9 protein-coding genes are annotated in these 14,185 nt (G+C 37.7%); all 9 read left to right on the top strand.

What is annotated here, in order from left to right:
• The first annotated feature begins 461 nt into the window (after nucleotides 1-461).
• The 9 genes from KO529_RS01500 (at nucleotide 462) to lepB (ending at nucleotide 14,114) form a co-directional block, all read left to right on the top strand.
• Nucleotides 462-2,363: an O-antigen ligase family protein gene (locus KO529_RS01500; protein WP_215946156.1), complete on the top strand. Its 1,902-nt coding sequence runs from the start codon at nucleotides 462-464 to the stop codon at nucleotides 2,361-2,363.
• A 1,231-nt stretch (nucleotides 2,364-3,594) separates the two neighbouring features.
• Nucleotides 3,595-3,825 carry a hypothetical protein gene (locus KO529_RS01495; protein ID WP_215946155.1) on the top strand — a complete coding sequence of 77 codons (231 nt, stop codon included), beginning with the start codon at nucleotides 3,595-3,597 and terminating at the stop codon, nucleotides 3,823-3,825.
• Between the two features lie 89 nt (nucleotides 3,826-3,914).
• Entirely contained in the window at nucleotides 3,915-5,054 is a 1,140-nt protein-coding gene (locus KO529_RS01490; protein ID WP_215946154.1) for a DUF4221 family protein, read from the top strand.
• On the top strand, nucleotides 5,051-5,503 hold the full coding sequence (locus tag KO529_RS01485) for a hypothetical protein (protein WP_215946153.1): 453 nt from the start codon (nucleotides 5,051-5,053) through the stop codon (nucleotides 5,501-5,503). Before KO529_RS01490 ends, KO529_RS01485 begins: the two co-directional genes overlap by 4 nt.
• Nucleotides 5,454-6,629, top strand: a complete 1,176-nt coding sequence (locus tag KO529_RS01480; protein WP_215946152.1) for a 6-bladed beta-propeller — start codon at nucleotides 5,454-5,456, stop codon at nucleotides 6,627-6,629. Before KO529_RS01485 ends, KO529_RS01480 begins: the two co-directional genes overlap by 50 nt.
• A gap of 530 nt (nucleotides 6,630-7,159) precedes the next feature.
• Nucleotides 7,160-8,290: an efflux RND transporter periplasmic adaptor subunit gene (locus KO529_RS01475; protein WP_215946151.1), complete on the top strand. Its 1,131-nt coding sequence runs from the start codon at nucleotides 7,160-7,162 to the stop codon at nucleotides 8,288-8,290.
• A gap of 62 nt (nucleotides 8,291-8,352) precedes the next feature.
• On the top strand, nucleotides 8,353-11,418 hold the full coding sequence (locus KO529_RS01470) for an efflux RND transporter permease subunit (protein ID WP_215946150.1): 3,066 nt from the start codon (nucleotides 8,353-8,355) through the stop codon (nucleotides 11,416-11,418).
• On the top strand, nucleotides 11,408-12,913 hold the full coding sequence (locus tag KO529_RS01465; RefSeq protein WP_215946149.1) for a TolC family protein: 1,506 nt from the start codon (nucleotides 11,408-11,410) through the stop codon (nucleotides 12,911-12,913). Before KO529_RS01470 ends, KO529_RS01465 begins: the two co-directional genes overlap by 11 nt.
• Nucleotides 12,891-14,114, top strand: a complete 1,224-nt coding sequence (gene lepB / locus KO529_RS01460) for a signal peptidase I (RefSeq protein ID WP_215946148.1) — start codon at nucleotides 12,891-12,893, stop codon at nucleotides 14,112-14,114. Before KO529_RS01465 ends, lepB begins: the two co-directional genes overlap by 23 nt.
• Nucleotides 14,115-14,185: the final 71 nt, after the last annotated feature.

Raw genomic sequence — 14,185 nt, 5'->3', positions numbered from 1 at the left:
AAAATAGAAGTACACATCATGGCCATAGAGATTAATTGGATATTCTTCAAAATTTATGTCATCAACGCTCTTTGGGTCAAAAACGAACGGGCCGGCCCTGGATCCGAAAAAGACTAGCCAGTAATACCTCTGCTCTATTGTTCATTTGTGTAACAACAAATCAGTAAGCCCGCTATGAATACTGAAAGTGCCAGGAAGTCCCAACTTTGTGATAAAATGTGAACCTATGTGGATAAGGTATTGGATTTAAAAGTTATTATCATCATTATAAAACAAGGGCATTCCTGAGAACTCTTATGTACTCGATTAAGGAATCTGTAGGTGCCTGTAATAATCAATAAAATATTCCCAATATTGGGAATATTTTATTATGTTTGTAGGAATACTATTGTTATGATTATATAGAGCTCATAATGGAATAATGTGTGTACTAGTTAATTTTTTGCATTTAATTCAAGTGAATGTCGTTAATAAAAACTCCATATTATTTTTTGCTGGCCGTAATTTGTCTGTTATTGGTCATATTGCCCCAGATAAACATTCCAGATTATGTACAATCAACCGTCACAAGTAAATTTATCTTTTTTGCTTATGCTTGCCTGCTAATTTTGGGTGGACTTGTTACGAAGATTATTATATCCAAATCAATATCGGTTCGGATTTCCAAATTGGATATCGCTCTTTTGCTCTTTGTAAGCTATATCACTTTAAATAGATATGTTATTCAGCCTAATCTTGGTTTTTCCATACGGTATATGGAATTGCTGGGCCTAGGGGTTCTATATATTGTTTTAAGAACTTTGTCCATAAAAATCTTCTTATGGTTATTATTGGGCATTGTGGTTTCCGGTACCCTCCAGGCCATCTATGGAAGCCTACAACTATTAGGGTATTATTCTTCAAACCATTCAGGGTTCAACATCAGTGGAAGTTTTTTCAATCCTGGACCTTATTCTGGTTTTTTGGCAACGGTTTGGCCTGTTGCATTGGGAATGTACCTTTTTAGGGGCAGTATTTTGGCCATGATATTGTCCTTGGACAATCATAGGATGGATCCAAAAAATAGGATTGTCCGAATACTTTTTGAGTATATCCCTATAATTGGTTTGATGGCTATCGCTATTGTTCTCCCTGCAACTCGCTCAAGGTCCGCATGGTTGGCCGTATTGATGGGGAGTTTAATACTATTGGGATATCGGTATAGTGTATGGAAAAAGCTTTGTTCATTGGGCAGAACCCGGAAAGTTACTGTTGCAATGAGTTTTTTTGTGATTTTAATGGTTACTCTTTTCGGATTGTACATATTCAAAAAGGGTTCTGCGGACGGTCGTTTAGTGATATGGAAAATTTCGAAAAATATTGTTAAGGAAAACCCTGTCTTCGGCGTAGGCTTTGACCGTTTCAAGGCGCATTATATGGACGCTCAGGCCGAATATTTTGTAACTGATTCGAACTCCCCCGCATCAATGGCCGCTGACAATACTTATTATGCGTTCAACGAACTCCTGCAATTTTTGATCGAGAATGGATTGTTGGGGTTGGTCTTGGCTACGATTGTGGTGTTTTTGCTGCTTAAAGTCCTGGTCCGCCCCGAAAAGAATGAATTAAAAGTTATTGGTCTCAGTATTTTATTGACTGTTCTGGTCTTTGGTATGTTCTCGTACCCAGCACAAATACTGCCCATCAAGATAATTTGGGTAACAACTTTGGCCTTGTTGGTAAAAGTTGATGTTAAAAAGTACAATTTTTTCAGTAAATTAAAAAGACGCCACAAAGCAAAAAAAGATTTGGTTCTAAAAATGGTAACGGTGGTAACGGCCATGGTAATTATATGGTATGTTTCCCTTTATATTAAAACAGTAGGGACGGCTTTTGGAGATTGGAATAAGGCAATGGAGTTATATGGTTATGGAGTGTACAAAGATAGCTGTGAGGAATTTAAGAAGGCCTGGCCACAACTGAAGAACGACGGGGATTTTTTGATGAATTATGGTAAAGCACTGGTCATGGCCGGAGATTATGAAAGAGCTGTTAAGATTTTGGAACGGGCAAAAAACCACTTGAACACGACTATTATAGAAACGGCATTGGGCGATGCTTATAAAGCGATGGGAAATTATAGCAAAGCAGAGACCTCTTACCGACATGCTGCTAATATGATACCGCATAGGTTTTATCCACCATATTTATTGGCCAGATTGTATTATGAATCCGGACAAATTGAAAAGGCCAGAGCTAAAGCTAAAGAAATCTTTGCTAAGGAAGTGAAGATTCCTTCTAAGGCCATTAGGGAAATAAAGTCAGAAATGGAAAGGATATTGGAAAAGCCTCTAGAGCTCAAACATGAAATATCTGTGAAATAAATGTCCAATCTTAAAATTATGCCTATGAAGATATAAAGATACAAAGGGGGATTTTTTTAACATTGCCCGTCTAATGATCATGAAAGGGCATGGCATATGGTAAAGGTGTTGCCTCCCCAAAAGAACCTTAGCAAGTAAATGTATTAATAATTAGAAGCCTAGTTCTTCTGTAATATTTTAAATGTAATATGATGAAAAAAGTAATTATAGTTTTTGGAGTCGCTGCTCTGGCAGCTTTGTTATTGTCTTACTCAACAATTAATATTGGTTCGAATACGTTGAACTTAGATTCGTTGTTAAATATGAGTAGTGCAAATGCCGAATGTAGAGCAGGTACTTTGGGAAGGTGCTATATGTCGACATCAGGCACGTACACCTGCTATTATTCTCCTAATGGTGGCGAGTGTGACCCATAAATACAGCCGCTATTTGGATTGTTGACATCTAATAATATGAATTGACCATACATTAATCATAATTAATATGGGTAATTGTAAATTAAAATATCCCGGTATTGGGAATTTTTATTATGTTTGTAGGAATGTGATTCACAAATGACTAGATTAGTTTCGTTTTGATTTTAATTGGCTACTGTGTTTTGTTAAGCGCATCTGTCCATTATTGGTGACACTGTCTTAAGTCATTTTTCTCGATTATGAATAATAAATTGTCGAGGGTAGGTAAGTGTTCTTGTTATTCATGTTATGTTAGTTTAGGGAGTATTGTCAAGCGGATTTCGATTCCTGGGGTAACAATGCCTCTGATTTTCAAATTGGGATAGCATTTTATAAACTGTGCTAGACTGCTCCCTTAAAGTATTTAAAAAAATATGAGGAAGCGTAGACTACATACGATAATAGGTCTAACTATTACAGTTATTTGTTGGTCAAATTATATCAAGAATCGGGACAATAAGAAAATGATATTGCCAATATGAGGAAGTGTATACCAAGGAAGTAATGATTTCTTACTTCGCTATTTGAGGATAAGATTGGAAATGAACAAAATATTGGAAATACCTCAGGGTTCGTAGTATAAGGCATCAAGTGAAATAAATATTAAATAGATAAAACTTGTGCCTATGTAAGTATAGACAAACAAAGGGGAAGTTTTTTAGCGATGTCCAATCATTCGGAATGAGAGGGCATGGTATTTAACAAAGGTGGTGCCTCCCTTAGGACTTTTGTAATAAAAATATTTGAAAATTTGTTAATCTTAAAAATACTTTAAAATGAAAAAAGTAATTGGAATTTTTGGATTTGCGGTTATTGCCGCCACATTGGCTTTTAATACGAATATCTCTGGTGTCGATTCTAATTTACAGTTAGCGGATCTTATTGCCATTAATACCGCTGATGCCGAATGCCCTTCAGGCAGTGTAGGGGTATGTAGGCTTGAAGTTGGAGGTGGTAGTACCTGCGTTTATGACAGTAGCGATTCAAATAAGGTTTGTGGCTCATAAATTGGGATTTAAAGAGGCTAACTGATTATGCCGTTAGTCTCTTTTCCTTGTTGACTCATACAGTTCAATCAACCTTGAAACACTTTAACATGAAACTTTTTAATGGATTAATCTTGCTGTTGCTTTTTCTGACATCATGTTCCGAAAATCAACAAATAAATCAAAATAAGTGTGATAATCAGATTGAAAAATATAGTCTAATAAAAGATAAGCAAGTAAAGTTTATTCTCGACTCTGTTACAGCTCCTTCTACTAAATATTTGAAATTTTTAAAAATAAACGATTCTCTTTTTCTATCATTTTTAAATACTTATACTAATTCAATTCACATATATGATTATTTTAACAGGGAGCCATATAAGACCATAAAGTTATACGGTAGTAATGAAATTTCTGGTTATGAAATAATTAATTGGGATCAAGTAGTATCATATGAATATTGGTCGAATAATTTGACTCTTCAAGATGGAAACGGAAAAATCTTAAAGGAATTGAGAGTTAACCCCAACACCCAGACAAATGGTTTTTTCGCAGAACCCAATACTTTTCTGCCAATATTATTTTCAAATAATGAAATTATTCTTGGCGGCGCTCAAATGTCAAATTTGAAGGCTGATAGTTTAACAAAACCATTTGCTAAAATTAATCAATCGTTAACGCAGAAATCATATATGTATAAATTTCCAGAATTATATAACAAATATTTTTTTGGTGGAGCTCATTACAGAACGGGTCTATCATATACATATAATTCAATTGACGATTTATTCGTGGTAAGTTTTCCCGCTTCGCATACAATTTTTTCTACAAAAGATTTTATTAATGATAATGAACATTGTGCGGGAAGTAAATATATACAGGCTATTCCTGATTATAGAAAAGAAAGCAGAAGAGCGGAGGAAGTTTTTGAATATTGTACTGAGAATGGTTATTATTTGGGCATTTTGTTTGATGAGTTTAATAAAGTTTATTATAGATTAACATTATTACCAGGAGAATTTCTAGAAGGAACAGAGAATTCTAGAGATTTATCAATCATAATCCTTGATAATCAATTCAATATAGTAGGTGAAAAGGTCTTTAAAAATTCATTTGATTTTTACTTGGAAAATTTACATACAATTTCTGTCTCACCTGATGGAGTATTAATTCAAAAGAAGAATTCTTTAGAAAATGAAGATTACCTCAGTTTTGATGTTTACAAATTGCAAGAAATTATAAAGGAATGAAAAACAACCAATTCATTATCTCGATTTTAATAAATCTACTTTGCCTCTTTTTATTGTTGTCATGTGATTCAGATAGGACTGATAGAGAATATATCGGTAAAGAATTAAATAGAATAGTTTCAGAATTGTCACAATGTTATGATTACGTCATAATTTTGCCGGGTTCTGGTTGTAAGGGATGTATCACGGAAGCAGAACTTTTTTTCAAGGAAAACCAAACAAACGAGAAAATTTTATTTGTTTTAACGAAGATTCACTCGTTAAAAACCCTTAGTCATAAAGTCGGTTTTGATATAAAGAAATCGAGAAATGTGCATTTAGACTTGGAGAACAAAATATTACCATACGATAATATTTATCCTATTTTGGTTAAATATGACTGTAACAAATTGGAAGTGAATGAAATCGACTATCAAAAGCCAGGCGTTAATGTGTTTGATCAACTATAGAGTAATAATATATTTAATAGTTTTAAGTGGACTTATTGGTTGTAATTCGGATGAAAGTGCGAAGAATAAAATTAAATCTCTTAAGATTAACCCTTACAACAAACTAGTTGAGTGTAATTTGTCAGATATAACCTCCAATTTAGATACAATCTTTTTGGAAACAAAGAGAGAAAGCTTAATCGGATTATTTTCTAGCCTTGTTTATCTAGACAAGGAAATAATTATATATAAGTCTGAAGAAAAAATTATAATTTTTGATGGTAAGGGGAAATATAAAAATCAAATAGATGCTTCTGGGAAAGGGCCAGGGGAGTATACAACAATTTTAAAAGTCTTCGTTGATAACTCTCGAAATTGGATTCATATAGTTGATATTGCCGGAATTTTGATTTACAATTTTGAAGGTAGTTATATTAAGACTATAGAAACGGGGTTTCGTCCAGCAGGATTATATAAAAATAAAGAAGACAATTTTATAGTTCCTATCATACAAAATTACAATGAGGAAGATAGAGAAATGCTTAATATCTATGATTCATCATTTACGAGAATAAGTTCTTTTAAGTCAAAAAACCCAGATAAATATTCTAACTTGGAACAGCACATTTTTCAGGTTGGTAACCCTTACGGATTTGATAATAAAGTATTTTACAAAGAGCCTTTTGTTGACACAATTTATCAAGTCTATGATACAATTTTAAAACCTCATATTGTATTAAATCTAGGGGATAACAAAATGTCAACTGCTGAGGGGGTAAATATTTTACAAAATAATGAAGCAAAAAATAAAATTCATCTTTCGGACATGTATGAAAGTGAAAATTATTTTTTTTTAACATATTATTTTAATGAATCGACTTTTTTTACAGTTTTTAATAAGGCTAACGAGAAAGTTATAGGTCATATTAAATACACTCAAGAAGATTATAAGTTGGATAATGGAAGAGTTCGATTTGGCATTCATAATGACTACTTTAAAAATACCCTGGCCTTTCGCCCCAATTATATTAACGATGATCAAATTGTTTGTGTTGTCAGTCCAGCTTATTTGGATGTAGAAGAATTAAAAAGTCTTGATTGTGAAATGAATGACAACCCTATATTGTTTGTTGCTTTGCTAAAATAGTATCAGTAAGTTGAAAAATTGAGGTTCAATGAATGTGAAAAATGATTGATATATAAAGAGAATAACGTTCTTGATAAAATAAAAAACCTCTGGAATATGAATGACTTTTTAGGCTTTCGATAGTATAGACATTAATTTTGGATGCCCTTATTTTCAAGATGAGAACAAAAAGTTTATAAACAAACTATTTTAATTAATGAAAATAACGAAGTCATAAACTCCGCTAAATTGGAATTTGATGACAATTTTGTCTACACAGTTAAGTCTGGAAATGTTTTATTAGGTGAAGAAAAGAATAGAACGATGGTTTCAAATGAGTATGTCCCCAATATTTATCCAGAAAATAAAACAATTATTCTGAAGAAAGAATAAAATACAATAGCATTTCAGGGAATTTTTGATATAACAATTATAACTATTTTTTGATTAATTATTATTGAATCCTTATGAAATAAGAACCTAATTGATCTAATCATTTTAAATACATTAATTTTATATTTTTAATTTGTATCCTATAAAATCAAAGTAAAATGAGATTAAAAAAAGCAATTTATTTAATCAGGTTAATCAATTATTCTAAATATAGAATTGCATATTTGAATTTGTACTTTATTTTTTTTATTTGTTTTCCAGGTTGTAAAGAAAACAAAATAGAAGAAGCTGCTGCAATCGGAAAAGTACTTTATACACCTCAAAAAAACGAGGTCGGTGTACAGGTGCTAAAGAATCAACCCTTCAAGGAAGAGCTTTTAGCCAACGGCAAACTAGTAGCCCTTCAAAAAAACGTACTTAAATTTGAAGTGGGGGGTGCTTTGGAAAAACTATACGTAAAGAATGGGGATTATGTACGTAAAGGCCAAATTTTGGCCTCTTTACAAAAATTCACATATCAACAACAATTGGATAAATCGGAAATGGCACTGAAAAAAGGGGAACTAGAGTTCCGCGACATGTTGGTGGGAAGGGGATATGATTTAGACCTTAGGGGAGATATTCCCGACAATATCTATGAAATGGCGGCCATACGTTCCGGGTACCAAGAGGCGGAGCACCAATTGAAGGATGCGCGTTTCGAACTGAATTCAGCAACGCTTTTTGCTCCCTTTGACGGTAATGTGGCAGGCATACAATTTAAAGTCCATGAACAGATAAATTCTGGTACAGAGTTTATGACCCTCATAAACGACTCTGTTTTTGAGGTGGAGTTCTATTTGATAGAATCGGAAATCAACAAAATCAAAGTGAACGAAGTTGTGGAAGTATTGGCATTCAGTTCGAATAAAAAGTATGAAGGCAGGATAAGCAGTATCAACCCTTTGGTGGAAAAGAACGGTACCGTTCTGGTAAAAGCCAAATTAAAGAACGATGGTGAACTTATAGAGGGGATGAACGTAAAGGTGCGTATCCAAAAAGAGGTCCCGGATCAATTGGTAGTGCCCAAAAGTGCCGTAATTTTACGACAAAACCAAGAGGTACTGTTCAAGTACCAAAAGGGGAGGACATTTTGGACCTACGTAAATACGACCAATGAGAACAGTACCGATTACTCAATCGTACCTGACCCCGAAAAAAGTTCGGCCACCTTGGTCGAGGGCGATACCATTATTATTTCCGGCAATCTTAATTTGGCCCACGATACCGAAGTGGTCATAAAAAACTAGCTGAAGTGCATGACAATTTTGAAGCGGAAGATTGATTACAAGGATTTTAATTTGGGTCGTAAATGGTAAAATTCCTGATCCATAGGCCCATTGCTGTTCTCATGACCACTTTGGGAATCGTTGTACTGGGTATTTTGGCCTCTACATATATCCCGGTTTCTTTGATGCCAGATATTGATATTCCCGAGATTACCATACAGGTAAGTGCGGAGAACATATCCGCGAGGGAATTGGAGGATGCCATCGTTAAACCGCTCCGAGCTAATTTGATGCAACTCAACCATTTGGAGGATATAAAGAGTGAAACCTCCAATGGACTGTCCATTGTACGGTTAAACTTTGTCCATGGCACCAAAATTGACTACTCCTTCATAGAGGTAAACGAAAAAGTGGACCGGGCCATGGCCACCCTGCCCCGGGATCTGGAACGTCCCAGGGTAATAAAGGCCAGTGCCACGGATATTCCCGTTTTTTACCTAAACATTACCTTAAAAGATGTACACGGCACCAAGGCCGATGGAGAGGTGTCCCAAGAGTTCGTGGATTTTAACCGATTTGTAAGCCAGGTGGTGCGAAAGCGGATCGAACAGATTCCGGAAGTCGCTATGGTGGACGTGAGCGGTCTGGTATATCCGGAAATCGTGGTCATTCCCGATAATCGCAAATTAATTGCTTTGGGCCTAAGTTTGGAAGAGCTGGAAAGCACGATAAAAAAGGAAGATCTGGAAATCGGGAGCATTCTGGTAAAGGACAATCAATACCAATACAACCTACGTCTTGGAAATACTTTGGAGAATATAAAGGATCTTGAGAACATCCATATCAATAAAAATGGCAAACTGTACCAGCTTAAAGACCTGGCAGAGGTATCCGAGCAACCGCAAAAGCGCCAAGGACTGGTCGTATCCAATGGGAAAGAGGCCGTTGCCATGGCCATTATCAAGCAGAGCGACGCGCGTATGTCCGATCTCAGGGATGCCCTTGAAGAAGTTATCGGAAATATGGGTATGGAATATACGGATATGGATTTTTCGATAAACAGGGACCAGACCAAGTTGTTGGATTTTGCCATCAACAACCTTGCACAAAGTCTATTATGGGGGGTTCTGTTGGCCTTCGTGGTCATGTTCCTGTTTTTGAAAGATGTAAGGTCCCCGATCCTGATCGGTATCAGTGTCCCCGTCTCCATGGTGGTCTGTCTGCTTTTTTTCCACCTGTTCCAAATCTCCATCAATATAATCTCGCTTTCGGGCCTGGTTTTAGGTACGGGGCTTATGATCGACAATTCCATCATCGTCATCGACAATATCGCCCAGTACAGGGAAAATGGACATTCCCTTTCAAAGGCTTGCGCAATAGGGACCAATGAAGTGTTCAGGCCCCTGTTGAGCTCGGTGCTGACCACTTGTGCCGTGTTCGTTCCGCTCATCTTTTTAAGCGGTATTACAGGAGCACTGTTCTATGATCAGGCCATGGCCATCACCATAGGGCTTTTTGTGTCCCTATTGGTCTCCATTGCCCTGTTGCCCGTTTTATATAGGCAGTTTTATGTAAAGGGCACGAATACGGGTAGAATAACCCGTCTTATCCAAAAATGGAATACCTTGGACTATGCCTCCCTATATGAAAAAGGCTTTCGATCTATCATGAGAAAGCAGCCTATGGCCTTCGGGATATTCGTACTATTGACCGCTATGGCACTATTGCTTTTCTTTATGCTCCCCAAAAGCCAAATGCCCGAACTGACCAGTACCGAAACACTTTTGAGGTTGGATTGGAACGAGCCCATTAATGTAGGGGAGAACAAGCGGCGGATCTTGGAGTTGATCCGGCCAATACGGGATACCGTTAAGGATTACACCGCCCAAGTTGGCCGCCAACAGTTTTTGTTGGATAAGGACTCGGATGCCAAGCCATCGGAAGCCACGCTTTATATCAGGGCGGAATCCCCGAAGGACCTTGTACGTATCAAGAATTCCCTACATCGATCTGTTATGGAAAAGTACCCCAATGCCGTTGTAAGTTATGGGGAAGTGGACAATATTTTCAGCCTTATCTTTTCAGATGGTAGCGCCCCCTTGACTGCCAGGTTACGGAATGTAGAATCGATAGGTGCCGGACAGAACCAACGGCTCATAAACCTACGGAAAGCACTACAGGAGCAATTATCCGATATGGAATTCCCTCCCATGGCCTGGCAGGATCATACAACATTGTTGGCCGATAGGGAGAAAATGATCTTATATGGCGTTTCAGCGGACCTTTTGGGCAATGCCCTGAAAAGCGCGTTCAACGAAAAGGAAGTGCTGTCGATCATCGATAACCAGGATTTTGTCCCCGTTATCCTGGGAGGCGGGGAAAAGACCATAGGGGAGGTGCTCAATGAAACCATGCTCAAGGCCAATGACAGTACCTATTATAACTTGGACCAATTTGTAAGGGTGGCCAACGGCCAAGATCTAAAGACCATTACGGCAGGAAAGGAAGGGGAATATTATTCCATTGACCTTACCATAGATGGGGACCATGAAGAATCGACCATGGCCAAGATAAGATCTGTAGTCGATAAAGACCCCCAATACAATGTGCTTTTTACGGGAAGTCTTGCCAAGGACCGGGCATTGGTCAAAGAGCTTGCCATCGTATTGGGCATTACCCTGTTACTTCTCTATTTTATACTGGCCTCACAGTTCGAGTCGTTGACCCTGCCCTTGATCATTCTATTGGAGATCCCCCTTTCGATGGCCGGTGCCTTCTTGTTCCTGTTGTTTTTTGGCATGAGCATCAATCTGATGTCCATGATAGGAATTGTGGTCATGAGCGGGATCGTGATCAACGATTCCATTTTAAAAATAGATACCATCATCCAATTGCAAAGACAGGGCCATAGCCTTATGAAGGCGTTGTTGGTAGCGGGGCAAAGACGGCTAAAGCCCATATTGATGACCAGCCTTACCACCATTTTGGCGTTGATCCCCATTTTGTTCACGAGCGGCCTGGGAGGGGAGCTTCAGGCACCCCTTGCCGTGGCACTTATCGGGGGAATGCTGGTCGGTACTGTGGTTAGCCTATATTTTATACCCCTTTGTTACTATTACTTGGCCAAAAAGAAATCCTATGCTGTTTAAGAAAATATCAATATCCCTAAGATTGCCCTTTTTAGTATTAAGTTATGTTGCCTTTACGTTGCTCGCCCACGGGCAGGAAAAAAAACCATTGACCCTACCCGAAACTTTAAAGTTGGCAAACAAAAATTCTTTGGACGCGTTCAAGGCTAAAAGACAGTATGGGGCAGGATTCTGGGAATATCGCTCCTTTAAGGCCCGTTTGCTCCCTAAAGTGGATTTGGACCTACAGCCCTTTACCTATAACAGATCCTTTATAAAGAGATACGACCCGGAAAATAATATCGACGTATATCGCCAACAACAAAACCTGGATACCTATTCACAGCTTTCCCTTAGCCAGAACATTATGGCTACAGGTGCGACGGTATATGTGAATTCGAGTTTTAACAGGTTGGTCAATTATGGGGATAACACCATAGAAAACTTCAATACCACCCCTATCAGGATTGGGCTTAGCCAGCCCCTTATGGCATTCAACGAACTGAAATGGGGCAATAAGACAGCGGATCTGAAATATGAGAAGGCCAAAAGGGATTATTTATATCAGGAACAGAACCTAAATTTGAAGGCAATCTCTTTATTTTTTCAATGGGCATTGGCCAGTACCAAAGTAACAATAGCTACGGAAAATAAAAAAAACGCCATAAGGCTTTATGAGATCGGAAAGAAGAGGTACCCATTGGGGTCTATAGAAAGGGACGATCTGTTGAACCTGGAACTGGAGACCTTTACTGCGGATACAGGTCTGGCAGAGGCCGAACAACAATTACAGGAAGTGGTCTCCGATTTGAAACTGTTCTTGGATGTAGAGAATCTATCCGGTTTTACCCCCGAACTTCCCGAAATGATACCCAATTTGAAGATAAAATTAGAAAAAGCCAAAGAGCTGGCCAGGCAGAACAATCCGGAATTATTAGATATCGACATCAAAAAGATACATGCTGAACGTGATCTGGACAGGGCCGTAAGGGGGAACAGGTTCGATCTTTCCATAAATGCGAGCTATGGGCTCAACCAACAGGCCAATGATTTTGCGGCTGCCTACAGTAATTTTCTGGACCAACAAATGGTGGCTATACAATTTAGCATGCCATTATTGGATTGGGGAGAGCGTAAAGGTAATATTAAGACAGCTCGGATGAACAAAGAGGTGGCGGACATAGAGATCAAACAGGCCGAAAACGACATCGATAGGCAAATCTTGCAAACGGTAAATAATTTTAACCTGCAGGAAGAACTGGTCACGGTAGCGTTGAAGACCAGGGACATTTCCCGGGAATCCTATGATATAACCGAAAAACGGTTCTTGTCGGGCAAGATAGATCTTTTACGTTTGTTGAGTGCCAGAAAAGCTTGGCAAACGGCATCGGAGGGATATATCCAGAGCCTGCAAAGCTATTGGGAATATTACTTTGGGGTACAGCGGTTGACCTTGTACAATTTTATGGACGAGGCCTCCTTAGGCCATGATTTTGAAAAACTATTGGAGGATTAGGGAAATGAAAAAGGAATATTTAGTAGAATGGACAAAAAAGTATTGGAGAATTGGTTTTATAACTGTAGCCGTATTGATTCCTGTATTTTATGGGCTGTTGTGGTTGTCCTTCGCTATTTTGTTCCTTGCCATTATATATAGGACAGGTTCGCATCTTGTTCAACAAATAAAATACAGTGTCCTTCAGAAATGGATAAATAGAGTGCTTATTGTTCTGTCCATTTTTGCATTGAGTATTGGAATAAAACTGTTTGTGTTCGATATTTACAGAATTCCCAGTGGTTCCATGGAAGATACCCTATTTCCCGGTGATGTGATTTTGGTCAACAAATTGATTTACGGTCCCAAATTGCCCCGGAGTCCGTTTGAGATTTCATGGGTCAACCTTTTGTTTTATTTAAATAGTAGGGCAAGGGCCAAAATGGAACAGGACTGGTGGCCATACAAAAGATTTGAAGGAAGTAAGGAAATAGAACAGGGCGATATATTGGTGTACCAATTTTCTAAGACCATTTTTGTGGTAAAACGCTGTGTCGCAGTTGCCGGAGATTCCTTGGCCATTGTAAATGGGGAGATATTTACAGACAATAAAAAGTTTAGGCCTCCTGAAACTATAAAAAACAACTATCTAATAAAAATTAAAAATAAGCGCAGGTTTTATAGGCAATTGGATTCTTTGGATTTGAATACGGGCATATTCAGGAACGGCACTACGTCATTTTGGTTAAATGGCAATCTTTCGTATAAACAACGTGAGACGGTTGAAGGTCTGGCAGGAGTACAGTTAGTTAAAAAAGAATTAGATACCTTCTCCCAAAATAAAGGGCTTTTTGCCATGCCCTGGGATACCCAATGGACTTTGGATAATTTGGGGCCGTTGGTAGTACCCAAAAAAGGCATGACCGTATGTTTGAACCCGTTTACTTTTGGGGTGTACAAGAAGGTGTTGCATGAACATGAAAAAGTAGTATGTGAAGAAACAGATGGGGTTTATTATGTTAACGGTAAAAATATCGATCAATATACTTTTAAGCAAGATTATTACTTTGTGATGGGAGATAATCGTAAAGGGTCCATGGATTCAAGGTACATAGGTTTTATTCCCAAAGAGAATATCATAGCCAAGGTACAGTGCGTGTTATTTTCCAATTATGGAGGTGGATTTGATTGGCAACGTTTATTTAAGCGTATCGACCTGTAAAAATATAATTTCATGAAATGAGCCATATCAAGAAGTTGATACTGACCGATATGTTTTTTTATGTGAATTCT

Origin of the sequence: Arenibacter algicola (assembly GCF_018860365.1) — a bacterium.
GTDB lineage: Bacteria > Bacteroidota > Bacteroidia > Flavobacteriales > Flavobacteriaceae > Arenibacter > Arenibacter algicola_B.
Note: the sequence above shows the minus strand (reverse complement) of the source record. Positions and strands in the feature narration are given on the sequence as shown.

Coding starts and splice junctions, on each gene's coding strand:
- KO529_RS01500 (WP_215946156.1), top strand. CDS start 462: ATGTCGTTAATAAAAACTCCATATTATTTTTTGCTGGCCGTAATTTGT.
- KO529_RS01495 (WP_215946155.1), top strand. CDS start 3,595: ATGAAAAAAGTAATTGGAATTTTTGGATTTGCGGTTATTGCCGCCACA.
- KO529_RS01490 (WP_215946154.1), top strand. CDS start 3,915: ATGAAACTTTTTAATGGATTAATCTTGCTGTTGCTTTTTCTGACATCA.
- KO529_RS01485 (WP_215946153.1), top strand. CDS start 5,051: ATGAAAAACAACCAATTCATTATCTCGATTTTAATAAATCTACTTTGC.
- KO529_RS01480 (WP_215946152.1), top strand. CDS start 5,454: ATGAAATCGACTATCAAAAGCCAGGCGTTAATGTGTTTGATCAACTAT.
- KO529_RS01475 (WP_215946151.1), top strand. CDS start 7,160: ATGAGATTAAAAAAAGCAATTTATTTAATCAGGTTAATCAATTATTCT.
- KO529_RS01470 (WP_215946150.1), top strand. CDS start 8,353: ATGGTAAAATTCCTGATCCATAGGCCCATTGCTGTTCTCATGACCACT.
- KO529_RS01465 (WP_215946149.1), top strand. CDS start 11,408: ATGCTGTTTAAGAAAATATCAATATCCCTAAGATTGCCCTTTTTAGTA.